We start from the raw sequence: 24,526 nt of genomic DNA, 5'->3' as shown, positions 1-24,526 counted from the left end.
AATCAACCTTCGGGATTTACGAATGGCAGCAAGGCCACAATCCGTGCTCGCTTCACGGCATTAGTGAGATCCCGCTGTTGCTTGGCAGTCAAGCCAGTCAGACGACGGGGAAGGATCTTGCCACGCTCTGTGATGAATTTCTTGAGCAGATCCACATCTTTGTAATCGATGGGATCGCCAGGCTTAATCGGAGAAAGACGCTTCTTGAAAAAGGAGCTCGACATGAATCAGAAACGGTTGAAAGGTTGGAAGGTCTGCAGGCTCACTTGATCTCTTTGTGGAGAGTCATTTTGTTGAGTTGTGGACAGAACTTCATGATCTCCAGCCGCTCGGTGGTGTTCCGTCTGTTCTTCTCTGTTGTGTAGCGCGAAACGCCCGGTGAACGTTTTTCGCTAGCGGAAGCGGACCGGCATTCTGTGCACTCGAGAGTGACCACAATCCGGACGCCCTTGTTCTTAGCCATAAAGGACGTTGCACCGCAGGTGCGAAGTGAATGACAAACAAAGATCTTACCTTGTTGACCCCTCGATTTATCGAAGAGGCTGTTCCTAAGATCGCGAGCTATTCGGTCGACTTCCGATGCTGGTGTCTTTGTCCTGGCTGAAAGAACTGGTCCAGGTGGATGACGCGGTAGACGACCTGGCCGAACGCCTGTCTATGGCTGGGTTTGAGGTGGAAAACGTCGATGATCTCAGCGCCCAATCAAAGGGGGTCGTCGTCGGCCACGTTCTCACCCGAGATAAGCATCCCAATGCCGACAAACTCAGTGTCTGTCGCGTCGATATCGGCGCGGAAGAGCCTGTTCAAATCGTCTGTGGAGCCGCCAATGTGCGGGCGGGTATCTATGTTCCCGTCGCCACGGTTGGTGCCGTTCTGCCGGCTGTGGATCTCACGATCAAGGCCGGCGAACTTCGGGGAGTCACCAGTGATGGAATGATCTGCTCCCTTTCTGAATTGGGTCTGACCGCCGACTCGTCCGGTATCGCCATTCTTGAAGACAGCACCGAGGAGGTGCCCCCTGTGGGGACACCCGTGGCGGCACTCTTTGGCTTAGACGACACGGTGTTGGAGTTAGCAATAACAGCCAATCGTCCCGATGGGATGTCGATGGTGGGGATTGCAAGGGAGGTGGCAGCCCTCACTAACGCCTCACTCTCACTGCCATCGCTCAATCACACACCGGATCAAGAACAGCTCCAAACAGAGCTCGATGGCAGCTATTACGGCATCGCTTGTGTTGAGGGTGTCCGAGGAGATCAAGAATCACCGCAGTGGATCCAGCAGCGACTCAGCCGTGCCGGAATCAACGCCGTGAATGCTGTGGTGGACATCACAAATTTGGTGATGCTCGAACAGGGACAGCCCTTGCATGCCTTTGATGCGGAAGCCCTGGAATCCCTTACCGGGCAGTCGGTGGATGCTGCCAGTTTTGCTGTGCGGCCAGCAAAGGATCAAGAAACCTTCATCGGTCTCGACGATCAATCCCTCTGTCTTGATCCTCGAGTCCAGGTCGTCACATGCCATGACCGTGCCATTGCGATTGCAGGTGTGATGGGAAGCCGGGATAGCGCTGTAAGCGACTCCACGACGAGAATCTGGTTGGAATCCGCCATGTTTTCACCCATCCGAGTTCGCCAGTCCTCGAGGGCTGTGGGATTACGAACGGATGCCAGCAGCCGCTTTGAGAAGGGATTGCCACCGGAAGTCACCTTGGCCTGTTCTCAACGAGCTATTGATTTACTCAGTGATCAATTTGCCTGCCGCGTGAACGGACGTTGGGTGGGTGGAGAGGGGCCCAAAACGCCTGTTCCACTTCAATTACGTCGAGACGCACTGCATCAACTTTTAGGGCCGATTGACACCGATTCAAGTCCAGTGGATTTGGCCGATCACACCATCGAACAGTGCTTAACCGCCCTTGGATGTGAGATGGAGTCGACAGACGAGGGGTGGGCGGTCATGACACCACCGTCTCGCCGCCAAGACCTGCATCGAGAAGTCGACCTAATCGAAGAAGTGGCGCGTCTTGTGGGCTTTGACAAGTTTGGATCGCACCTCCCTGACCCCGTTGCCCCTGGATCACTGACACCCCGCCAACAGGCAGAACGTCGATTAAGACGGCTGTTCTGTTCCGCCGGACTCCAGGAAATCACCACCTTGTCGTTGGTTGGCAGCTCCGATGGGGATGGGCGGATCGCGATCAGTAACCCGCTCTTGGCCGAAACCAGCCACTTGCGTACCAACCTGTGGGAAGAACATCTTCAAATTTGCGTTCGCAACCTCAAAGCCTCCATGGCTGGTTGTTCGATTTTTGAGGTTGGGAATACCTACAGCGGTTCGCCTGAGTCGGTTGAGCAATCAGGGGTGGTCTCCGGAGTGATCTGTGGCGACCGTCGGCTGGAACGTTGGAGCACCAGTGGTAAGTACCAGGCACCCAACTACTACGAGGCTCGCGGTGTTCTCTCCCGGGTGATGGGGGCCATGCAACTTGATCTCAGTGATCGCCCCCTCACGAATGATGAGCGACTGCACCCCGGGAGAGCCGCAACCTTGGTGCTAGAGGGACGCCCCCTGGGCTGTTTTGGCCAGTTGCATCCAGCCCTAGCTGATGACCTATCCCTGCCGGAGTGCACGTACCTATTTGAGCTGGATTTAGACCGTTTGCTGGATGCAGCAACACGCAGCAACCGTTGGACTCCGATCTACAAATCATTCCCGACAGTGCCCGCTAGTGAACGCGACTTGGCTGTTGTCGTTGATCGAAACAGCAGGGCTGGGGATTTGATCCAAGCCATCAGAAAAGCGGGAAAACCTTTACTAGAACATGTCGAATTGATCGACCGTTTCGAAGGCGACCAACTCGGGGATCAAAAGGTGTCACAGGCATTCCGGTTGCGATACAGGAGTCCAAATGAGACCCTGACGGACGACAAGATTCAGCCAGTGCACGAGAAAGTTAGAGCCGCGCTGTCGAAGCAATTCAAAGCCGAGCTTCGTAGCTAGTGCGTTCCAACAGGGCTAGCGACTCCAAATGCGTGGTTTGGGGAAAAAAGTCAATGGGTTGATGCTTCTTCAAGCGATAAGGGCCAGCCGGCTCCATCAACATTTTCAAGTCTCTTGCCTGCGTTGCAGGATCACAACTGAGATATGCCAGACGCTGGGGGGGCGTATCAAGAATGGTTTGAATCACGCGAGCGTCAAGGCCACGCCTGGGGGGATCAAGCACCAAGGCATCTGCACCAAACAAGGCCGCCTCCAATAGGTCCACGACATCTCCAGCCCGGAAACGACACTGTTTGGACAAGTTATTTCGCATGGCATTAAGCAGGGCTTGGTCAACAGATCCCTGATGCAGCTCCAGTCCGATCACATCAAATCCCTTTGCTGCGAGGGGGAGACTGATCGTGCCAATTCCGCAATAGGCATCGACAACAGTGCCGCTACCCATGTCAGTCGATAACCAGTCGCAAAGCACGCGAACGATGCGCTCGGCCTGAGGAGTGTTGATTTGAAAAAAGGTCGTGCTGCTGAGTTGAAGATGAATTCCACAAAACTCTTCCGCGATCGTTTCAGACCCAGCAACCAGAAGAGTTTGAGCTCCTAACACCAAATTATTGGGCTTTGGTTGGAGATTGAGGCAAACACCTTTCACCATGGGCCAACGATCCATCCACTCTTCCGCCAGCTCTAATAAACCGGGGTAGCGATCATGGGAGCTGATCAAGGTGATCAACACCTCGCCGCTGTGGTGACCTAGACGCAAACCAAGATGGCGTAAACCCTTGGCTTGAATCAGATCATGGTCGGCAGCCCAACCGGTTGAATCCAAATCCTGCTTAATCGGTTCGATGAGTTGATCGAGCCGTGGGTCAAGAACAGGACAGTGATTCAAGTTGACAATGCGATGGCTTCGTGGGCGGTAATAACCCGCGCGCAAACGGCCATCACCTTCTCGCTTCAGTGGAATCAAGGCACGGTTGCGATAGCCAAACGCGCGGCTGTTATCCGCTAAAAGCGGTTGTGGCGTGGCTTCAATGCCACCGATGCGTTGCATCGTTTGTTGAAGAGAGGAAAATTTCCAACTGTTTTGGGCCGATTCCTTGAGGGATTGCAGGGTGCAACCACCACAGTCCGCAGCAAGAATGCATGGAGGTCGGCGACGGTCGTCCGACGGTTGAATGAGCTCGCCCCGTCGAGCCAACCAACGCGAGCGTTGACGCTGCTGCAGCTGCACCTGAGCTTGTTCGCCAGGCAGTAAATCATCAACAACGACGACCCAACCGTTCCATCGAGAAATGCCTTTTCCATCCCGATCGAGATCAGAGCATTCCACATTGATCGTCAAGCCAGGCCTTGGCGCGGGCTCGTTTCCAACCATTTGTTCTTCCATGTCTGAACTCCTGCCATTGCAAAGGCGTAACACCAGAGGCCGCAATGGCGTGGAGCCTCACTTAAGACCACTAAACTCCATACAGCCTGCCAAGTTCCATGAGCGTTGTCCGGGATCTCATCCTTCAAGCCGATGATGATCTGCGGTACCCCACCAGCGGCGAACTTCGCTCGATGGTGGATTTTCTTGATCAAGGCGCGATGCGCGTTTCGGTCGTCAAAGTCCTGACCGATAACGAGAAAAAGATCGTCGACGAATCGGCTAAGCAGCTGTTTAGTCGAAAACCAGAATATGTAGCCCCAGGTGGGAACTCTTACGGACAACGTCAACGCGCCCAATGCCTGCGTGATTACAGCTGGTATTTACGGCTTGTGACCTATGGCGTCCTCGCTGGAAGCACAGAGATGATTGAAGACATCGGATTGGTGGGTGCTCGGGAGATGTACAACAGTCTTGGCGTACCAATGCCTGGAATGGTCGAAGCGATGAAAACGATGAAGGATGCTTCGCTGGCCTTGCTTTCCGACCAACAAGCCAAGCTTTCTTCCCCTTACTTTGATTTCTTGATTCAAGGCATGCAGACCTCCACCTGAGCTAACACCAGCACGGTGCACCAAGGAAGAAACCGGGTCGTTAATGGCCCGGTTTTTCATTGACCGCAAACTTTGCATGTCTCAAACGAGACTCAGTATTGGTCTAATATCAATTCCCAAGCAAGACTCTAGAGAGCAACCCTCGTCTCGCCTGCTTCTCGTAAGTCTCGTATGTGATGCATCATGAGTCTTATGGCGAGACTTATGAAAGTCCGGTGAGAGGCGCGATTTGCTATGCGGGTGATATCCATCCAAATTGGCAGCCCAAAAATGTGCGTACCTGTGTCTATAGCAGGTACGCCTCATTCAAAAAGGCTGTTGCAGCTGGATTTGGATCAAACTCCCTAGGAATGGACAGGTGATGGACAGCAGCATGAACAAGGAGCCAAAGAACAGCGGAGCATGACAAGCCATTCCGACCGCGGAGGGAAGGATCAGTTGAGTGAGCGAATCAATTAAAAACATGAAAAAAGTAGATGTTTACCCCTACTCACTAATTCAAGATGAGACGCATAATGAGTCTTAGTCTGCGTCTTGCCTAAGACAAATAATTTGATCAGCTGGTCTAGTTTTGGTCTCATTAATAGTCACAAGACGAGACTTGATTGGGACAAATTAACGATTGCGGTAAAGCTCGCGTAATAGTCGATAGGCCTCGTTAAGTCGACGCATGGCATCTGTCGAGCCTCCAGCATCAGGGTGAACCTCTAGGGCTCTTGTCTTGAACGCCTCTCGAATGGAAACCAACGTCACACTCGCTCCGGCTGTTGTCGACAAGCCCAAGAGTTTGAGTGCACCATGCACGGTCATGGTGGACTCCAGCGTTTCAAAGGACGTGACCTGACGACTTCGACGAAAGCGGTTAACGAATCGTCGAATTAACGTCGGCATTCGCTCAGCGAGAGCAGCCGTTGCAAAGGGATCTTCCAATGTTCCAGCGACCACCATCACCCGCCCAAGCGAAGGATCACCCTGCTCCCAGTCAGAACAGAGTTCCTTCATCGAGGCATTGGCAGCAGACCAGGTGAAAGGTCGACCATCACTGGCATCTGTCGTCGACCAAACATCCCGTGCCAACCAAAGCATCGAAGCCTCCACAACGGTGTCTCCTGGCGGTTGTCCATACAGAGAACGCCAGTGCTCGTTGACTGCTTGCGTAGCAGCGACTAGATCAGCGTGCGACACCGAAGAGAGTAGGGGTTCTCCAGAAACGGACTTGTCTAAGGAATCGACCTCTGAACGCTGGGACAGCGTGTCGCGGAGCTGCGTGGTGCGTCGACTTACGAAACCTGGTAAATCAATGCCAACGGAGCTTTGTTGCTGCAGTTGCGGTTCAGGCTCATCAATCGCTGTGTCCGCCTCCGTGTTGCGGATTAACACCAAGCTGCTTGCTTCAGGGGGTGACCCCTCAGGGGTGACCACAGCGGCATCATGGTCGTTTGGATCCAACAGCTCCGACTGATCTTCGGGCTGGATCAATTGTTCGAGAACCGACTCGAGAACGAGACCCCTCGAGCGAACGCCATACTCACGCTTGAGCTGATCAATCAGCGTCACCAACCGTTTCGACAGGGTGACGGTAATTTTTTGCTGATGGTTGGACTCCTCGGCGCTCACCAGTTCAACCTTGCTGCCGAAAGACTATCGACCCTGAAGCTGACGTAACCACTGTTGCTGGGATCGAATTGCATCTGTGTAACGAGGATCGTTCGTGTGGGAGGTTGAAGGCCTTGGAGCCATGATGGCCGGCTGCAGACTGGAGACAGGTTTAGGAGGAACTTTCTGCTGAAGTTCGGGTAGCGGAGGGGGTGAGTTTGGAACAACAAGCTTGGTTTTTGTGATCGTGCTGTTCTGTTGAGCGGTCCGCTGTTGTCGTTGCCGTTGATGTAACAGAGCCAACTGATCAACCGGAACGACACTTAGGAGATGACCAGGGGTGGCATCCGCTGGATACACGAGTGTGACTTTGACGGGTGAGTCTTGACCCTGTAAAAGATTGATATCTGTAAGAGCCAAACTTTCCCCAGAACGCAACCCAACATGAATCTCTTTCAAAGAATTCTGATGTTCTATCTGCATCGAGCCACGAAATGCAGTAAAAGGTTTTTTACCTGACACCACTGGATGGCTCATGACCAGTTGATAATTACCATTGCCAACAAGATTTAAGGTAACAGCATAACGAACACCATAGGTACCAATATTATTGAGAGCGGAATCAATCATCCGAACAGCTAGGGGATTAACCTGAATTTCCCGCGTTCCAAAATGATGTCGAGGAGTACTAGTCAGTGGGACGTGCAAGGCACCCTGGGAAAGATCGTGGCTGATTGAAGCACGGTATTCATCCCCAAGTGCCACGCCTGCAACCCTGGAGAATACCCTCCCTAGTTGAATTTCCCGGATCCGATTTAAATAGATTCGACCAGGTGCTAGACGTCCATTATCAAGAACAGAAAAAAGATTTTGATCTGAACTCGTCTGCTCTGAGGCCACAACTGCCATGGTAAACGGGCCATTACTTTGACCTTGCAGCAATCCATTGGCAATTCCTCGGGCTGGTAAAACAGTTCGAACCACGACGACACGACTTCCCGCAGGTATGGTCACAGTATCTGGAACTTTGCGATCTAATTCGTTGCGCAAAAGCTGAACAGCAGTGGCGTCACCTGGTCCTGTATTCCATGGTCGCTTTCCAAGGGGTTTAACTCCCATCAATTTATTACTGTGATATGGGGCTTCGAAGCTATTTTTAACCGAACCACGCTTAAACTTTAAGGTAACAGATGTCTTGCCTGGGTTAGAAGCAATAAGAGCTAATGTGAGCAACCCTCGGGAGCGACTTCCTCCCAATTTCGAAGCATCACTTGGATAATACTTGTGATGCATATGAACACCAAATGAACCATTAAATGTATAAGTTGCGTTGTTCAACGGACGATTGTTTTCCATTGCGATCCCTGCTCCTGGGGCCGTATTCACAAGGATTCCTGGACCCGTCACGATCTCGGGCTGATTTGAATGCAAGACGGGAACGTTATTGAAGGTGCCATTGAGAGGTCGCGCCCGCTGGCCAGCCAAGATGGCGACATAGGCACGGCTATCGGCTGAACCGCAAAGTTCGAGCGAGGCAGAGGCAAATGAGACGCAAGCCAGGACTAGTAATGGGACTTTTTTGAGACTCATGAACACTGTTGCCGCATTCGTTTGCTTTGCGGCTCCACCAGCACAGGCCTGCATTGACTACTCACGCTAATGCCAACAACAACAACCGCCAATCCGCCACAGGGGTCACATCAGGGAAGAAAATCAGTCAAGCTTGATTAGCTTTTGAATCTCAATGCTTCCTCCATTCTGCTGCAGCCCATCCACAGATATGGATGGTATGAAGCGTCAGCATCAGCAACGCAAGCACGCCATGCTTTCAATGTGGCGCGATGGTGTTGAGCGTCAGCTTTCCGCCTTGAATGCTGCGATTGACACCTTGGAAAAACAGATGAACAGGGCTTCGAATCAAACTGATTGATCCAGCTTCAAGCGATCCCTGAGAGTCGCTAATGCTCGTTTTAGGCGTCGCTGAACAGTCATGGCTGAAACTCCGATGTTTTTACCCGCCAATCTCAGGCTGTTTCCTTCAAATATCACTAAACGGATGATTTTCTGATCGTTCTTGTGCAACTTTTGTAGGGCGCTATTTATTTTGGCGGCTTGTTCACATCGTTCAATATTTTTAAGTCCATAATATCTTCCTGTCATGAATTCATCTTCGAATTCGACCCATGTTGTTTTGTACCTGTAGCTCTGTTGGACTAAACTATCAGCAGCGCTGATTGTTTGCTCATTCTTGTTTCTAAGAAGTAATGCTCGCTCTTCAACATGTCTCGGTAAACGAATTAGGCTTGCATTATCCCTGAGATAATGAAGAATTGCCCCTCGAATATGGGGTTTAGCGAAAACGTGGAACAATGTTCCTTCTGTGTGTTGGAAACGTTGTGAAGCTTGGATCAATCCCAAGCAACCAACTTGTATTAGATCATCACAATCACAACCACTTCGTTGGGCATATCGCTTGGCGATTGGTTGTACCAGTGAAAGATATTTCTGAACGCGAGAATTTCGTTGTTTTTGCTGAACATTCGTCATTCATTAAGCAGGAGGGTGAACATTGACCTCTCTTGCCATCAATGCACCAATCGACACTTATCGCATCAGTGGTTCCACAGATTTTTAGTTTGAATCCTCTAGACCAATGACAGCACGCAGAAGTTCATCAGGACCTGCTTCTTTCAACCAAGACAAGTTAGAAACATCTGTACTCAATAAGCATCCCGCGAAACCCAAGGCATTCACACTAAATCCATGCACCCCTTCTCGTTTTCGACGAATCACAGCCATCCAAGACCGAGTTAATAATATATTGTATGCAAATCGTGGTAAAGAGTCATTGCTCGGAGAGCCAAGACTCAAATTTTCACATAGCCGTTCATAGGTTGCTTGTAAAACAGATGCATTGAACTCGACTAATTGCTCAACACGGATTAATTGCCGAAGACGATTTTGATCATTATCATCGCTACAAAAACGAAGAAACCATTCCTCTCTAGGGCAGACCCTTTCTCCATCATGTCTTGGCAGCAATTGCAGATGCCGATGGGGTTGACTGGCACCAGCATTGGGATTGCTATTGAAAAACCAAAGGCCGGTCGTGTTTCGATCTACCGAAGTAAGTGCAGACCAATCTGATGCATTGAGCCAACCATTCTGAGGTGCCCATTCTCTGGTAATTAACAACATGTGTCCGATCTGAACAGGAAATTTGTTCAGAATCACCACGTGATCGTCTCCGATCTGTTCGACCTCCAAACGTTGATCCCATGGTCGAAAAGGATTCGGCTTAGGCCCTGCCTGCTGGAGATGTTTCGGCGTGGCTCCAGCTAAATGCCTGAGCTCAAATGTTGTGGCATCTTCGCCTGGAAGATCTTCAAGCGTTGTGGCGAGTGGAACGATGGCTCCGGACCGCAGGGCGTGTTCCGTACAAACCAAAGCTTGTTCCCACAAGTGATCACGACCCATCACGCTGGAGTTGAGCGAGAGACGCTCCTTGGTAGTACCTCCCAAGAATCTCATCAAAACGAAGGCCTTGCGTCGCTAGACGCTGAGCACCGTGTTGGCTCATGCTCGCGCCTAAATGTCGATGGGCCTCCTCACTGATTGCTTGCGTTGACGCATACAAACTTTCGACGAGCCCTCCTCGATAACTCAACACCATTCCCCGCGTTTCATCGGTTGCACGCAGGGTTTGCTTACTCAAGCTCGATGGCCCTGAAAACACCTGCCATCGCGTCGTGTCTCCGAGGTGATATGTCTGCGATGCAGGGCGAGCGAGATGCGTTGCGGCATAGGAGCGAGCAGCCACCGCTTGTGCCTTAAGCGCTTCACCATGCCAATGACTTGGCATTTCAGCACCCACAACCGATGCCACATAGTTTTCAAGGCTCACTTCGTTGACGGCTAACCAACCGTTATCGCTTCGAATCAACTCAAGCGATCCTTCATAGGAGTCGCCATTGATGTCCACGACTCCACCTTTGCAGTACCTGGTGGAGTTTGAGGAGTCAACGTTGACGACGAGCAGTTGATCCACCTCAATGAAAGAGCCATTGGCGAGTCGACACGTCGTCGTTGGTGAGGTTCGAAGGGATTGAATCGGGCTCCGACTCAGTAACCCAACCCTGATCGAGAGGGCGAGCTCGGAAGGAGGTCTGATGGCCGTTAACGAGCGATTGCGAGTCTTGCTTTTGTCCACAGACAAAGGCGATTCGTCAAGCAAATCGAGCAAGTGCATGGTGTCACGGGATTTTGCATCGGCGTCGTAACGATCCAGGGCCAAAAAGGTTCCACAGATCACACCTGTGCCCAGCAAGCCCATGGCGCTCCAACGAAGGATCCCCACTGCCCGCACCATGAACCCCCTGTATTCCCCTCAATCATCCCCGAAATCCTTTAGACGACAAGAAGCTGCTAGTGCGGATATGCATCCTCAGAATCCAGAAGCATGGAGTGGGCTTGCTCTTGTTTGCGGGGCAGGGGGCATCGGAAGCGCCATGGCCTCGGAGTTGCAGAAGCGGTGTCCCTCACTCACGGTTTTGACTGCGGGCCGTCGGGAGCACCACGGCTATGACCTGCCATTGGATTTGGAATCAGACCACGATCTGGATCGTCTCAGTGAGGAACTCTCGACGCGGAACAAACCGCTTCGATTGGTGATCAACTGCAGCGGGCGATTGCATGGTCCGCACCTGCAGCCAGAAAAACGTCTCAAACAAGTGGAACGTCGCCAGCTTATGGAACAGTTCTCGATCAATTCCATTGCCCCTGTGCTTCTGGCCAAAGCGGTAGAGCCACTGTTACGCCGAGACCAACCGTTTCATTTCGCAAGCCTGAGTGCGCGCGTGGGAAGTATTGGAGATAACCGGAGCGGCGGTTGGTACGCCTACCGAGCCGCAAAGGCCGCTCAAAATCAATTGCTGCGCTGTTTAAGCATTGAGTGGGCAAGGCGATGGCCGAAGGCCACTGTGACACTTCTCCACCCTGGAACGACGGACACCGACCTCTCCAAACCTTTCCAAACGTTTGTACCAGCGGAGCAACTCTTCAGCCCACAAAGGGCTGCGGAACAACTCGTTGCCTTACTGCTCCAACAAACCCCTGAACAAAGCGGTTCATTTTTAGCTTGGGATGGTCAGCCGATCGATTGGTGAGCATGCTGCTTCAGCTGCTCCAGGCTCACCACAGACAAGGCTGTGTCCTCCGTTGCCTCCAGACGGACCAAAGGTGCCACTCCGTCGTCATAAGCCTGCTTCCAGCGCGGGGCACAGACGCACCAATGATCTCCAGGTTGAAGTCCGGGAAATTGAAATGCTGGAACGGGCGTTGACAGGTCATTCCCCAAAGCTTTGCTGTAACGGAGAAAGGCTTCCGTCATCACGCAACAGATGCTGTGTTGACCACGATCGGATGGATCGGTTTCGCAGAAGCCGTTGCGATACCAGCCGGTTTTTGGTTCACATCCGCAAATCAACAATGGCTCACCAAGAACATTGAAAGTGACTGGACCCACAGGGCTGTTAGTGGACATCGGGGAAAAAAAAGGGTGGGTGTCTGACGACGGAGTGGCACATTTTGACGTCAAGTGGTTGACGAACCCCTGGGGGCAGGCGTTAAAGGTCTTTCAGTTATGTCCACTCGATGGATTGGGAGTTCACTGAAGACGCCGCTTTTCTGGCGCTCTGCGATGCCTTTCGCGAGAGCGGAGAAAGCTCGGCGATCGAGTTCCTAGCCAATGGGGAAGGTGCGTTTCACTTCCAAGACCTTGCGCAGAATGCTGCGGGAGAGGGAATCGACCTGAGTGAATCCAATGCGTTGGATTCCTTTCAGCAGGAAGTGATCGAAACCATGGAGAAGTTCTGCCAGGACTGAAGGCCTTTGAACATCGCCATGGCTTGAGTCGAGTTAGCTGTAAAAGAAGGCGATTTCTTTATCCTTCAGGCCATCCCAGCCGGCTGAAACAAGTCGTTCATTCAATGTGGCTTGATCGAAGTGCTTTGCACCGGTCTTGACGATCCGGTTCCGCATCGACTTCAAAACTCCACTACGGGTTCGTTGGCTCTCCAGGTCCATGACCTCGTTGTAAAGGCTGAGCATCCCTTCTGGGATCGGACTTCCATCCAAATCCACACCAGCCTTGATGGACGCATCCACGCCATCCGGTCCCGAAATCGCCATGGTTGTTGTTGAGAAGCGATTAAGGCTATGGGAGATCGCAAGACTCATGCACTGAAGTAACGGGCTTTGCTGTGAAGAGCCACCAGAGCCGTCGTGCTCTGTTCAGGAGATAACTGGTCGCTGGCATCCATCGTTAGACCAATGCGATCGGCATCCAGCCAAAGGAGCTGCTGGCGAGAATCGGCAACATTGGGACACGCTGGGTATCCGAAGGAATAGCGGCTACCTCGATATCGCTGAGCTAAGACATCACGCAACGGCATCCCCAGCGGGTCAGCGAAGCCCAGTTCCTGGCGGATCCGTGCATGCACCCACTCAGCCAGCGCCTCGGCCATCTGAACCGCCAGACCATGGAAGTAGAGGTAATCGCTGTATTGGTCGCCTTTGAACAGCTCCTGAGCCACGATGCTGGCCTTTTCGCCCATGGTGACCGCCTGCATCGGCAGCACATCAGTTGGAGCACCATCAGCCGAAATGTCAGAAAAGAAATCGGCGATGCAATAGCGATTCCCTGATCGCTGGCGTGGCAGATCGAAACGTCCGAGCTCTGTTGATTGATCGGATGAGAACACTCTCAAGGCATTTCCATCCCGACCCACAGGAAAGTATCCGTACACGGCACCTGGGGCGAGTAAGGATTCATTGAGGCAGCGTTCGATCCAATGCTTCAGCACGGGCTCGGCTTTTTCAGCGAGCATCGCCTCGTAGTCGTCTCGACTCTGGTCTTTCGTTTTACGGAACTGCCACTGACCCGCAAACAAAGCATTGCGGTCGAGGTAAGTGAACACCTCTTGCAGATCTAAATCGGCCTCGGTTAAAACCGCTGACCCCAGGAAGGGAGCTGCGGGAATCGGCTCTGGGGGAACGGCGCTGGAGCGTTCGGTTGTGACCGGTTCTTGATTTTGTGGCTGTGCTGGTTCAGAAACCTCCGCCTGAGCCGAAGCCTGATCGGATTCGTTCGACACCACCTCATCGAGGCCGACACCCTCTGGAGCGTCCGCCAAAAAACCTGTCAAATTATTCCAATTGGCATTTTTCTTAGCGTCCATCAAGGCATCCATGAATCTCAAGTCTGCGAATGCATCACGCCCATAAATCACTTTTCCGTTGTAAACATCACGACAATCTTTTTGTACAAAACGCGGAGTAAGAGCAGCGCCACCAAGAATCACAGGAACATCAATTCCTGCATCATTAAAAGCTGATAAATTATCCTTCATAAAGGCCGTTGATTTAACCAATAGCCCACTCATGGCGAGACAATCTGCTTGATGCTCTTTTTGAGCATCAACAATTGCATCGCAACTCTGCTTGATTCCAAGATTGACAACTTCATAGCCATTATTTGTAAGAATAATATCCACAAGGTTTTTTCCAATATCATGCACATCCCCTTTGACTGTTGCGATCAAGAATTTTCCTTTGCTAGTGCTTTCGCCCTCTATAGTTTCCATATAAGGCTCGAGATGAGCCACTGCGGATTTCATTGTTTCAGCACTCTGAAGTACGAATGGGAGCTGCATCTGGCCGCTACCAAATAACTCACCCACAACTTTCATTCCATCCAATAAAAAGGTATTGATGATGTGGAGGGGGGCGTAGTCATTCATGGCCTGATCAAGGGCAGGCTCCAATCCAATCCTCTCGCCATCAATGATGTGCTGCTTTAGACGCTTCTCAATGGGAAGGTCGGACAGCGAAGGTCCAGAAGCACGAGCTTCCTTTGCAGAGACCCCTTCAAATAATTTTGTCAGCTCAGTGAGAGGATCGTAAACACAAATATTGTTTTCAAAACGCCGATTATCGTTGATTAGATCACGACATACCTGTTGATGTTCTTCACTGATTTTAACTAATGGAAGAATCTTGGCAGGACTCACAATGGCTGCATCCATTCCTGCTTCGCAGCAATCGTGCAGGAACACAGAGTTGAGATTGATTCGTGCAGCAGGAGATAAACCAAAACTCACATTGCTTACTCCAAGCACAACATGGACTCCAGGCAGGCCCTCTCGGATCATCCGTATCGAGTCAACTGTTGCTTTGGCATTTAATCGATCTTCTTCAATACCTGTCGAAATTGGGAGTGCTAGAGGGTCGTAGAAAATCTCGCGGGCCGGAATCCCAAATTCGAGGGCATCACGATAAGCCCGTTGAGCAATCGCAAATTTCTTATCTGCTGTTCTCGCCATGCCATCTTCATCGATGGTGCCGACAACAACCCCAGCGCCATAACGCCGAGCCAGCTCTAAAACCTTGAAGAATCGTTCGTCACCATCTTCATAATTAGTGGAATTTAGAATACATTTACCACCGGCCACTTTTAAACCGGCTTCCATTTTCTGCCATTCAGTGGAATCAAGCATCAATGGAAGATTCACATTGGTTACCAGGCGACTCACCAAGTTGTTCATATCTTTTTCACCATCACGGCCCACATAATCAACATTCACATCGAGGACATGTGCATTTTCTTTCACCTGTCCACGGGCTACTCCAACGAGACCATCCCAATCCTCCTCCGCCAATAGCTCACGTACTTTGCGACTGCCGCTTGCATTCAGCCGCTCACCAATAATTAAAAATGAATTATCTTGATGGTAAGGAGTAACTCCATAAATAGATGCTGCTGAAGGTTCATAATCAAAACTTGGACGGACATTTTCCTTCTGATCCTTTGATCTGGAAAGGCGTTCCGCCGGCTTAAGCTCTAGGGCTAACTCCACCAAGGCACCAATATGCGCTGGAGTAGTACCGCAACAACCCCCAACAACTTGCACTCCAAGATCCTCAACGAAGTGCATCATTTGCATCTTTAATTCAGTTGGAGTGAGCCTGTAATGGGCGACACCACCAACATTTTCGGGAAGACCTGCATTGGGTATGCAGCTCACAATGAAGGGAGAATTCTCTGACAGGTAGCGAATATGCTCCTTCATTTGCTCAGGACCCGTTGCACAATTAAGCCCCAAAATGTCAATGGGGAACGGTTCCAAAATTGCGACCACAGCGGCAATATCTGAGCCCACCAACATGGTCCCTGTCGTCTCCATCGTCACGGACACCATGAGAGGACGACGTTCACCACAAGACTCAAAGGCGGCCTCAATACCCTGCAAAGCAGCTTTGATCTGCAGCACGTCCTGACAGGTCTCGACAATGATCAGATCGACATTCCCTGCAATCAGTCCTTCCGCCTGTTCACGGAAACCATCGCGCATGGTGTCGAAGTCGATATGTCCGAGCGTGGGCAACTTGGTTGTAGGCCCCATGGATCCGGCCACGAAGCGAGGTTTTTCGGGCGTGCTGTACTCATCAGCGACATCGCGGGCTAGCTGGGCAGCACGACGGTTGAGTTCAAAGGCTTGATCTTCAAGCCCGTATTCAGCCAGAACAATGGAGGCTGCCCCAAACGTGTCGGTCTCAATCACGTCGCAGCCCACGTCTAAAAACTGCCGATGCACCGCCTGGACGGCATCTGGACGAGTGATTACCAAGTTCTCGTTGCAGCCCTCCAAATCGGGGCCACCAAAATCATCAGCTGTGAGGCCTTGATCTTGAAGGCTGGTGCCTGTTGCGCCATCAAAAACCAAAACCGGCCGGGTTGGACCGTGGATGTAATCGAGAAAACGCGAGGCAGTGACAGGAGCTTTTGCTTGTGTCACCACCATGAGAACCTTCTGAATTCGATGATTCTAAGAAAGTCTCTCTCCGTACTTCAGTTGAGCTTGATCCGTGTCACCCAGTGCTCGTAGGCAGGATCGCGCCCCTCCGTAATCGCCACCAATTTGCTCTTCAGGCTTTGCATGATCGGTCGATCATGACGAAGAACGGTCGACTCGATCTGGCGAATCGGAGTGATTTTCGCCGCGGTACCCGTCAAAAACACTTCATCGGCGATGAACAGCTCGGTTTTATCGACTGCGCGCTCAACCACGGGGATACCCATGGCTTTCGCCAGCTCGATCACACTCGCTCGAGTAATTCCCTCAAGAATGTCTTGATCAACGCCAGGGGTGATCAATTCCCCATCCCGGACAAGAAAAAGGTTCATGCCACTGGCTTCACTGATTTTCCCGCGACTGTTGAGAAGTAACGCTTCGTCAAAACCGCTTTGCACCGCCTCCGTCTTGGCCAAGGAACTCGTGATGTAAGCCCCACTAATTTTTCCTCTGAGGGGCAAAGAGCGATCCTCCTGGCGCGTCCAACTGCTGATGCGACAACTCACACCTTCCGGGGAAAGGTAATCGCCGAGAGCTAATCCATAAATCAAGAAGTCGGTCTCGATGTCGTGCAACCGAGGTGCGATGCCGAGATCACTCGTGTAAACAAACGGTCTGAGATAGATCGGCTGATCCGGTTGATTGGCGCGCAACATGGCCGTCAGGGACGTCAAAATTGTCTCTTCGGTCAGATCTGTAAGCAATAAGCGCGCGCTCTGACTAAGTCGACGGGCATGACGATCAGCACGGAACAGCAGCATCGTGCTTGCTTGTTGTGGATCAGGAATGGCTCGCATGCCACCAAATGCACCAGTGCCGTAATGCAGCGCGTGGGTAGCGATGGAGATCCTGGCCTCCTCGAAGGGGACGCACTGGTTCTGGAACCAGGCGTAAGGCAGGAACTGATGCATCGCTAAAACGACCTGGTTCTTGAAATCTTCTCACCACCGCTCACCAGGACAATGGAACGATGCATCGATTAGCCAGCTGTCCGGGTGTTGACCCCCCCGAGGACGTGGTCCTGGTGGAACAGCCCGCGGCGGATGTGTTGTTTCTTTCCAGTGCCGCGACAGACCTCAGCACCCTGGCAGCACATCTTGCTTCGGCCGGTGGTGAGACCTGGCGCAACCAAATACGGGGGCTGTCTCTGGACTGTTTGTCCCATCCCGCGCAACTCGACCACTACCTCGCCACCACCGCTGATCACGCAACGTTGGTCCTGGTGCGCTTACTCGGCGGCCGAGGTCATTGGAGCTATGGGTTAGAGCAGCTCCAACGCTGGAAGGAGGAAAAACCAGAACGTCAGCTCCTGATCCTGGCGGGGACAGACGATCAAAACAACGAGCTGCATGGTTTGGGATCCATCCATGCCGCCTTGGCGGATCGTCTTGCCGAACTGCTGCGGGAAGGAGGCGTCGACAACCTTGGTGAGGTGCTGAGAGCGATCGAATTGCTGTTGCAGAAACAACAGCCCAACCCAATAGAGCTTCGTCTTCAGCCAATGCCAGATCCCGCGCCATGGGATTGGCAGGAGGACGCCGGCCCACGGATTGGTGTGGTGTTGTATCGCGCTCAACTTCAAGCGGGAGACGTTGCACTGGCGGAAGCTCTCTGCTTGACCTGCCGTGACGTCGGTCTTTGTCCCAGGTTGCTTTGGGTGAGCAGCCTTCGTGATCCAGGGGTTCAAGCGGGGGTGATCGACCTGCTTCGAAGCCAGGAGGTGGAGCTGGTGGTTGCAGGGACCTCCTTTGCCTCCGTCAAGACGGCAGAAGCGGGGCTGGGTAGTCCGTTATGGGAACAACTCAACGTTCCGGTGTTGCAGTTGTTGAGCAGCAGCAGAAGTCGCGAAAGTTGGCGAAACAGCACCCGCGGACTGGATCCACTTGATCTGTCCTTACAGGTGGTGATGCCAGAGTTGGATGGTCGGCTGACCACTCGACCGTGCGCATTTCGCGAGCATCAAATGTCGGTTCCCGATTTGGGAGCGGCGGTACCCAGCCAGGTTCCTGATCTTGAGGGAATCCAATGGCTGATCGAGCACAGCCAACGCTGGATCACGCTTCGGAAAACCGACAACAGCGATCGTCGCATCGCCATGGTGCTAGCCAACTATCCGGTCCGAGACGGTCGTATCGCTAATGGTGTCGGCCTTGACACGCCCGCCAGTTGTGCCGCAATGCTGCAGTGGCTGAAGCACTCCAGTCACAACCTCGGCCCAGCGACGTTGCCCTCCAGCGGCGATTCGCTGATGCAGACCTTGATGCAGGGAAGAACCAATTCTCCCGAGGGTCTCCACAGGCCAGCCCTGGATTACTTGCCTTTGGACGTCTACGAACAGTGGTGGGGCAACGTGCCGCCTGAGGCAAGGGCCAAGATTGCAAAGCGTTGGGGTCAGCCCCGTGATGCCTGCGATCTTGATCCCAAACGTGGCTTTGCGATCCATGGGCTTCGCTACGGCCATGTGGTGGTGTTGATTCAGCCAGATCGGGGCTACGACCCCGATCAAATCGCTGATCTCCACTCCCCAGACTTACCGCCACCCCATCGTTATTTGGCGCAGTATCTCTGGCTTAACAAAGTTCACCAGACCCAGGTCATGGTGCATGTGGGTAAACATGGCAGTGCGGAGTGGTTGCCGGGTAAGGGGGTTGGCCTCAGCAGCAGTTGTGGCCCCCATCTCGCACTGGGGCCACTGCCCCATCTCTATCCATTCATCGTGAATGATCCTGGTGAAGGCTCACAAGCGAAACGACGGGGACATGCCGTTGTGTTGGATCACCTCACGCCTCCCTTGGGGCGTGCTGGGTTGCACGGGCCATTGCAACGGTTAGAGGGCCAGCTCGACGAACTCGTTGAAGCACGCCAACTTGGAGCCGAGCGCAGTGAATTACTTGAACGTGCCGTGCTGGTGACGTTGCAAGAGCTGAATTGGCCTGGGGTTCCCAGCAAGGACGATCTCAAATGCGATCCCAGCTTGATCAATGAATGCTTGGATTCGGCGGAAACCTATCTCTGTGAACTGAAAGAAGCTCAAATCCGTACGGGGCTGCATCGATTTGGTCAGCGACCATCCAAAAAAGCTGAATTGGAATTGCTTCTAGCCTTGGCTCGACCGCCGGCCCATGGGCGACCAGGTCTCACTCAGGCCATGGCCCGTCAAGTGGGTTTGGCGTTTGATCCTTGGGGGCAAGAGGACGGCGAGCCATTAGATCAGAACGATCGACACCTGCTCGAACAACTCGGGTGTGAGCGTCGCCAACGGGTGGGGGATGGCGTTGCATGGTTGGAAGACCAAGCCTTTGGTGTCGTATCGGCACTTGTGAGTAACGGCGATGGGTCCGATTTGGTGAAGCCTTTCCGTGACTGGATCCATCCCCAAGCGTCAGACGATGAAACCCTGGCTGCGATCACCCAAGATCTCTGGCCCCGTTTGATTCAGTGTGCGCCCTCGGAAAAAAAAGCCTTTTGCGAGGGCATCTCTGGAGGACGCATTTCAGCAGGGCCTTCCGGTGCTCCAAGTCGTGGGCGACCCGATGTTCTCCCCACAGGCAGAAACTTTTACTCCGTTGATCTCAGAGGTTTGCCGACGGAAGCGGCCTGGGATCTCGGCCGAAGGTCGGCCGAACAGCTGCTGGAGTTACACCTCCAGGAGGAAGGGGAAAGTCTGAAACATCTCGCCCTATCCGTATGGGGCACCGCCACGATGCGAAATGGAGGGGAAGACATTGCACAGCTCCTGGCACTCATCGGGGTCCGACCGGTGTGGGATGGCCCCACACGCCGCTTGGTGGACCTAGAGGTCATCCCCCTGAGTCTGCTTGGACGCCCACGGGTGGATGTTGTTCTTCGCATCTCAGGTCTGTTCCGCGATGCCTTTCCGCAGCTGGTGATGTGGATTGATCAGGCCATCGCGATGGTGGCATCCCTCAACGAACCCAGCGACCAAAATCCACTCGCCGCACTCACCCAACTAGAGGGGCCCCAGGGTCGGATCTACGGCTCTGCACCAGGGGCCTACGGGGCTGGACTTCAAGCTCTCATGGACAGCGGTTCATGGGACTCCCGTTCCGATCTTGGTGAAGCATTTCTCCAGTGGAGTCAGTGGAACTACGGCGGATCATCGGAACCATCCAAGGATCGAAAAGGGCTCGAATCAGCACTGCAACGGGTCCAGGTGGTGTTGCACAACCAGGACAATCGGGAACATGACCTACTGGATTCTGACGATTACTACCAATTCCATGGGGGCTTAAGTGCTGCAGTCGAAACCTGTTCAGGACGTCGTCCGGAGCTTTGGTTTGGAGACCATTCCAGACGGGAACGTCCTCGACTCCATCGGTTAGAGCATGAACTCGACAAAGTGATGCGTAGCCGCTTGCTCAATCCCCGCTGGATTGAAGGTATGCAGCAACACGGCTACAAGGGAGCCTTTGAAATGGGCGCAAGCCTTGATTATTTGTTTGCCTATGACGCAGCAACAGATCGTGTGCCGGACTGGTGTTATGGCGCCTTATGCGATCAATGGCTGAACACTCCAGAGATCGTTGAATTCCTTGAACGACGCAACCCTTGGGTGCTGCGCGATATGGCGGAGCGGTTGCTCGAAGCTTCAAATCGAGGGCTCTGGGAGGGAGCAGAACCTGATCAAATCGACCTGTTGCAGAGCCTCGTTTCCACTAGCGAGGGCCAAATCGAACGCGGTGGGTTAACTACTTGTTCAGATCCCGAACCATCTGCCTGAAGGGATCAATCGAACCTGGCTTCCCGGAGACCCTGGATTGCCCCACCTTGGCAACGGGCTCTTCCACTTCCTTCAGCTGTTCCTTACGACCGACGGGATTGGCATTGGCCGGTGCTGGAGTGTTCACACCGGTAATCGCGCTCCCTTTCAGGCGCTTGTCCATTTCTTTGGTGCTGACCTGTTCGGCGAAGGTTTTCTTCACCGGTTTTGGAATGCCAGCGGTGAGGTCGATGCTTTTCTCAACCTTCACTTCACCACCAAGACCTTCGCTGCGTTTCTCGAGTTTCTCGGTTTCCGCAGCGACTTCCATGATCTGTTCCTTCGTCCCGGGGCTATCGACCGTGCCGGGAAAGGTGCGACGAATCGTTTTCGACTCCCGCATGTAGTTCACATCACCGAGGGACGACGAGGAGTCGGCATCGAGAAAAAACTCTTCGGGTTTGTCCTTGGCAGGCTTCCGTGGCTTCAGCGAGGCGTCCGCGTCCTGCGAATCTTTTTTCAGGAGGCGATCAAATAAGCCCATGCCGACTACAGCTGTGGTGTGATGAATTTAGCGGCCATAGAGGTCAATTCCATGACTATCTGTGCCACACGTACGCAAAAGGCCAAGGTTGGCCAGCTGTCGATCAATGGATTCGCAGATCAGAGGACTAGGAGACCAGGCTGGATTCATGTCGTAGTCATACCAAGCTTCACCTCCATCGAAGCCAAGCCGTGCGGCTTCCTCAAGCAAAACCCCATGGCTCAACCGGTAGCGAGCTGGATGGGCGAGCACTGCTAATCCTCCAGCCTGATGAATCGCTTCCACAACAGCTTCGGCGCGCAGGAGCACTCCGACCACGGCATCACCTTGGTTGTAAGGGGCTAATGCCCCATGATCCAGCTCAAAGCCGAGCGCCAGAACATGAACCAAACAGCCCTTCAGCAGGGCACTGATCTCCATGCCACTCCAAAGGGTCGGCACGCGATCCCCCAAGTTGCGACGCTGGTCAAGCCAGGCCTGCATGGGTGCGTGGGCATGGGAGCTGTGGTGATCTGTAACGGCCAAATGGCTCAAGCCCAATGTGGTGGCCTGTTGAATCAACTCGATGGGTTCGAGGCTTCCATCACTGCAGACGGTGTGGCAATGAAAATTGAAGGAGCCAGGACAACTATCCGACGCCACTTGGGTTAGAACCTCGCGCAGCGGATGACTCATCTCAAAGCTCCGTCTCTGCCTCAGCCCGCAGACGTCGCCAGCGGGCATAGAACTGAATGGACGCTGCCATAAACACCACAAGGGCAACGATGAACCAAGTGGCAGCACCCGTTGGGAACTGCGACTTAAAGACCACCAACATCACCACAATCACCAGCAGCAATGTGGGGAGCTCATTCAGTGCACGCAGCTGCTTTCCAGACCATTGACAGCTGCCAGCGTGCAGCTGTCCCATCAGTCGATAACAGAAAAAGTGATATCCCAATAGGGCCGCCACAAAACCAAGTTTGGCGTGCATCCACGTCTGCTGGAGCCAACTCGGCTGGGCCACCAAAAGCCCGATGGCCATCGTCACAGCAACGACCATCCCAGGGGTGGTGATGATGTTGGCCAGACGTTTTTCCATCAGGGTGTACTGATCACGAAACGGCTGTTGCAGAGCGGGCTCCAGCTCTGCCGTTTCAACGTGATAGATGAACAGGCGCACCAAATAAAACAGGCCTGCAAACCAAACCACCACGCCAACGATGTGGAGTGTTTTGAACCAGAGGTAAGCCTCAGGAGGAAGCGTCATTGGCGCAACCGCACTAAAGCGACCTTACGCAGTGCTCAGTTCAACCCGTCAAGAAACTCATGCGCCCGGCGTTGATGGACTTCCAGGGTTTCTGGTGCCATTCGGTCCAAATTGCGGGCCATCATGGCGAGTCGATATTGGCTTCGAAAGAATGTCTCGTGCTTCTTGATAAAGCTCCAAAACAACCCATCCCAGATCTCGCACCAAGGACCTTTCGGGTAATCCGACATTTTACGGACGTAATTAGAACCAGATACATAGGGTTTTGTGGTGAAGATTCCCCCATCTGCGAATTGACTCATCCCATAAACATTTGGAACCATCACCCAGTCATAAGCATCAACAAATAACTCCATAAACCACACATAAACACGATTCGGATGAAACCCACAGAGCTGCATCATGTTTCCAAGGAGCATTAATCGCTCAATGTGATGGCAATATCCTGTTTGCAATGCATGCTTGATGGCATCGTCAATTGGAGGCAATCCTGTAGTACCCGTATAAAAAGCATCAGGGATCGGTCGATCTTCAAACTGCCAAAAATTGCCATTGCGCATTTCCACCCCATGACGGCGATACATCACAGCCATAAATTCACGCCAACCAATGATTTGTCGGATAAATCCTTCCAAAGAATTCAGAGGAATATTATTTTTATCCGCACATTCCAAGGTGCGATCGAGGATTTGACGTGGTGTTAGCAATCCAATATTCAGCATGGGAGTTAAAACGCCATGCCACATCACTCGGTGGTGTCGACTAATGGCATCTTCATAAGCTCCAAAATCTTTGAACCGATCATCCAGAAATTGATCCAACCAAAGAGCAGCCTGTTCATGATTGATCGGATAATTGAATTGGTCCCCATCTCCAAGAAGGGGTAATTGTTCCGTTCTCAGCTGCTCCAGCATCGAACCGTGATCGTCACATGGCGTGGATACAGGCACAGGAGGAACAATGATTCCCTTGGGCAATTTCTTTCGATTATCAGCATCAAAACTCCACTGCCCGCCACGGGGAGAGCCATCAGCATCGATCAAAATATTTAGCCTTTTACGCTGCATCTCATAAAACTTGGCCATCAACGGTTTTTTTCCATTGCCAAAATGTTTCTCACTAACCAACTTAGGTGTGAGAAGTAGAGGAGTATCTACGACCTCTAGCTGACAATTGTTTTCATCGATGAAAGCCTTTAAACGTTTTTCCAGTAGGTGATCAACAGGATCCGCTACGTGAAACCGTCGATAACCAGCAGCATGAAGAAGCCTTAGATGACCGTTCGTATCAACGGCACTGTCATGACGCTGAACCTGCACTGAAAAACCCTTATTCCGGAGCTCATCGGCATAGGCCGCCATCGACAAACGATGAAGCAACAACCGTTGGCAATGAACCTTGATCGGCCACAAAGGATCGGTTCCAAAAAAAAGCGGGTCCTCGATCAGTGCTACGCCACGGCCGCGTTGAATCGCTGGGTGTTCCGCAAACAGCTGATGCGGGTAAACAAGAGTGATCTCCAC

22 protein-coding genes are annotated in these 24,526 nt (G+C 52.6%); 6 read left to right on the top strand and 16 right to left on the bottom strand.

The window, feature by feature from the left end:
• Nucleotides 1–2 precede the first annotated feature (2 nt).
• Nucleotides 3–224: a 30S ribosomal protein S18 gene (rpsR, locus tag BL107_RS07900; RefSeq protein WP_006041316.1), complete on the bottom strand. Its 222-nt coding sequence runs from the start codon at nucleotides 222–224 to the stop codon at nucleotides 3–5.
• A gap of 38 nt (nucleotides 225–262) precedes the next feature.
• Nucleotides 263–463: a 50S ribosomal protein L33 gene (gene rpmG / locus BL107_RS07895; RefSeq protein WP_009789789.1), complete on the bottom strand. Its 201-nt coding sequence runs from the start codon at nucleotides 461–463 to the stop codon at nucleotides 263–265.
• Between the two features lie 116 nt (nucleotides 464–579).
• On the opposite strand from rpmG, the gene pheT reads away from it, so the two are divergent.
• Nucleotides 580–3,003, top strand: a complete 2,424-nt coding sequence (pheT, locus tag BL107_RS07890; protein WP_009789788.1) for a phenylalanine--tRNA ligase subunit beta — start codon at nucleotides 580–582, stop codon at nucleotides 3,001–3,003.
• On the opposite strand, the gene rlmD is transcribed toward pheT, so the two are convergent.
• Nucleotides 2,981–4,390: a 23S rRNA (uracil(1939)-C(5))-methyltransferase RlmD gene (gene rlmD, locus BL107_RS07885; protein ID WP_009789787.1), complete on the bottom strand. Its 1,410-nt coding sequence runs from the start codon at nucleotides 4,388–4,390 to the stop codon at nucleotides 2,981–2,983. The genes pheT and rlmD overlap by 23 nt on opposite strands.
• A 98-nt stretch (nucleotides 4,391–4,488) precedes the next feature.
• Between rlmD and apcD the strand changes: the two genes are divergently transcribed.
• Complete coding sequence (gene apcD, locus BL107_RS07880) at nucleotides 4,489–4,983, top strand: allophycocyanin subunit alpha-B (RefSeq protein WP_009789786.1); 495 nt, start codon at nucleotides 4,489–4,491, stop codon at nucleotides 4,981–4,983.
• Between the two features lie 615 nt (nucleotides 4,984–5,598).
• Here apcD and BL107_RS07875 read toward each other — a convergent pair.
• Both BL107_RS07875 and BL107_RS07870 read right to left on the bottom strand, forming a co-directional pair.
• Nucleotides 5,599–6,600: a hypothetical protein gene (locus BL107_RS07875; protein WP_006169723.1), complete on the bottom strand. Its 1,002-nt coding sequence runs from the start codon at nucleotides 6,598–6,600 to the stop codon at nucleotides 5,599–5,601.
• Nucleotides 6,601–6,624: 24 nt separating this feature from the next.
• On the bottom strand, nucleotides 6,625–8,223 hold the full coding sequence (locus tag BL107_RS07870) for a DUF3370 family protein (RefSeq protein ID WP_009789785.1): 1,599 nt from the start codon (nucleotides 8,221–8,223) through the stop codon (nucleotides 6,625–6,627).
• Between the two features lie 145 nt (nucleotides 8,224–8,368).
• Here BL107_RS07870 and BL107_RS12945 point away from each other — a divergent pair, with 145 nt between their 5' ends.
• On the top strand, nucleotides 8,369–8,509 hold the full coding sequence (locus tag BL107_RS12945) for a hypothetical protein (protein ID WP_232192860.1): 141 nt from the start codon (nucleotides 8,369–8,371) through the stop codon (nucleotides 8,507–8,509).
• Here BL107_RS12945 and BL107_RS07860 read toward each other — a convergent pair.
• The 3 genes from BL107_RS07860 to BL107_RS07850 all read right to left on the bottom strand — a co-directional run bounded on the left by BL107_RS07860 (nucleotide 8,497) and on the right by BL107_RS07850 (nucleotide 10,948).
• Nucleotides 8,497–9,126, bottom strand: coding sequence for a sigma-70 family RNA polymerase sigma factor (locus tag BL107_RS07860; protein ID WP_037988321.1), 630 nt, complete (start codon nucleotides 9,124–9,126; stop codon nucleotides 8,497–8,499). The two genes, BL107_RS12945 and BL107_RS07860, sit on opposite strands and share 13 nt — an antisense overlap.
• Nucleotides 9,127–9,210: 84 nt before the next feature.
• The gene (locus BL107_RS07855; protein ID WP_009789781.1) at nucleotides 9,211–10,056 is read right to left on the bottom strand and encodes an ATP adenylyltransferase; all 846 of its coding nucleotides are present in this window, start codon (nucleotides 10,054–10,056) and stop codon (nucleotides 9,211–9,213) included.
• Nucleotides 10,046–10,948 (bottom strand): SpoIID/LytB domain-containing protein, encoded by a 903-nt coding sequence (locus BL107_RS07850; RefSeq protein ID WP_009789780.1) that lies wholly within the window; start codon nucleotides 10,946–10,948, stop codon nucleotides 10,046–10,048. Before BL107_RS07850 ends, BL107_RS07855 begins: the two co-directional genes overlap by 11 nt.
• Nucleotides 10,949–11,015: 67 nt before the next feature.
• Between BL107_RS07850 and BL107_RS07845 the strand changes: the two genes are divergently transcribed.
• The gene (locus BL107_RS07845) at nucleotides 11,016–11,744 is read left to right on the top strand and encodes an SDR family NAD(P)-dependent oxidoreductase (protein WP_037988317.1); all 729 of its coding nucleotides are present in this window, start codon (nucleotides 11,016–11,018) and stop codon (nucleotides 11,742–11,744) included.
• On the opposite strand, the gene BL107_RS07840 is transcribed toward BL107_RS07845, so the two are convergent.
• On the bottom strand, nucleotides 11,726–12,121 hold the full coding sequence (locus BL107_RS07840) for a DUF2237 family protein (RefSeq protein ID WP_037988315.1): 396 nt from the start codon (nucleotides 12,119–12,121) through the stop codon (nucleotides 11,726–11,728). The genes BL107_RS07845 and BL107_RS07840 overlap by 19 nt on opposite strands.
• A gap of 110 nt (nucleotides 12,122–12,231) precedes the next feature.
• On the opposite strand from BL107_RS07840, the gene BL107_RS07835 reads away from it, so the two are divergent.
• On the top strand, nucleotides 12,232–12,462 hold the full coding sequence (locus BL107_RS07835; RefSeq protein ID WP_009789777.1) for a hypothetical protein: 231 nt from the start codon (nucleotides 12,232–12,234) through the stop codon (nucleotides 12,460–12,462).
• Nucleotides 12,463–12,495: 33 nt separating this feature from the next.
• On the opposite strand, the gene BL107_RS07830 is transcribed toward BL107_RS07835, so the two are convergent.
• From BL107_RS07830 to BL107_RS07820, 3 genes are read right to left on the bottom strand one after another with little or no spacing between them, the layout of a single operon-like run.
• Nucleotides 12,496–12,768, bottom strand: coding sequence for a DUF4090 family protein (locus tag BL107_RS07830; protein WP_009789776.1), 273 nt, complete (start codon nucleotides 12,766–12,768; stop codon nucleotides 12,496–12,498).
• A 44-nt stretch (nucleotides 12,769–12,812) separates the two neighbouring features.
• A complete protein-coding gene (gene metH, locus BL107_RS07825; RefSeq protein ID WP_009789775.1) occupies nucleotides 12,813–16,439 on the bottom strand; it encodes a methionine synthase in 3,627 nt (1,208 codons plus the stop codon).
• A gap of 47 nt (nucleotides 16,440–16,486) precedes the next feature.
• The gene (locus BL107_RS07820) at nucleotides 16,487–17,401 is read right to left on the bottom strand and encodes a branched-chain amino acid transaminase (protein ID WP_009789774.1); all 915 of its coding nucleotides are present in this window, start codon (nucleotides 17,399–17,401) and stop codon (nucleotides 16,487–16,489) included.
• A gap of 59 nt (nucleotides 17,402–17,460) precedes the next feature.
• On the opposite strand from BL107_RS07820, the gene cobN reads away from it, so the two are divergent.
• Nucleotides 17,461–21,231 (top strand): cobaltochelatase subunit CobN, encoded by a 3,771-nt coding sequence (gene cobN, locus BL107_RS07815; RefSeq protein WP_009789773.1) that lies wholly within the window; start codon nucleotides 17,461–17,463, stop codon nucleotides 21,229–21,231.
• Here the strand turns inward: cobN and BL107_RS07810 are convergent.
• The 4 genes from BL107_RS07810 to BL107_RS07795 are packed head-to-tail and all read right to left on the bottom strand — an operon-like array spanning nucleotide 21,200 to nucleotide 24,526.
• On the bottom strand, nucleotides 21,200–21,754 hold the full coding sequence (locus BL107_RS07810) for a hypothetical protein (RefSeq protein ID WP_009789772.1): 555 nt from the start codon (nucleotides 21,752–21,754) through the stop codon (nucleotides 21,200–21,202). The genes cobN and BL107_RS07810 overlap by 32 nt on opposite strands.
• Nucleotides 21,755–21,781: 27 nt before the next feature.
• The gene (locus BL107_RS07805; RefSeq protein ID WP_009789771.1) at nucleotides 21,782–22,429 is read right to left on the bottom strand and encodes a PHP domain-containing protein; all 648 of its coding nucleotides are present in this window, start codon (nucleotides 22,427–22,429) and stop codon (nucleotides 21,782–21,784) included.
• A 1-nt stretch (nucleotide 22,430) separates the two neighbouring features.
• Nucleotides 22,431–23,003 carry a protoporphyrinogen oxidase HemJ gene (gene hemJ / locus BL107_RS07800; protein WP_009789770.1) on the bottom strand — a complete coding sequence of 191 codons (573 nt, stop codon included), beginning with the start codon at nucleotides 23,001–23,003 and terminating at the stop codon, nucleotides 22,431–22,433.
• Between the two features lie 35 nt (nucleotides 23,004–23,038).
• Nucleotides 23,039–24,526, bottom strand: a complete 1,488-nt coding sequence (locus BL107_RS07795) for a cryptochrome/photolyase family protein (RefSeq protein ID WP_009789769.1) — start codon at nucleotides 24,524–24,526, stop codon at nucleotides 23,039–23,041.

The sequence above is a fragment of the Synechococcus sp. BL107 genome (assembly GCF_000153805.1).
Taxonomy (GTDB): domain Bacteria; phylum Cyanobacteriota; class Cyanobacteriia; order PCC-6307; family Cyanobiaceae; genus Parasynechococcus.
This window is presented reverse-complemented; position numbering and strand designations above follow the sequence as displayed.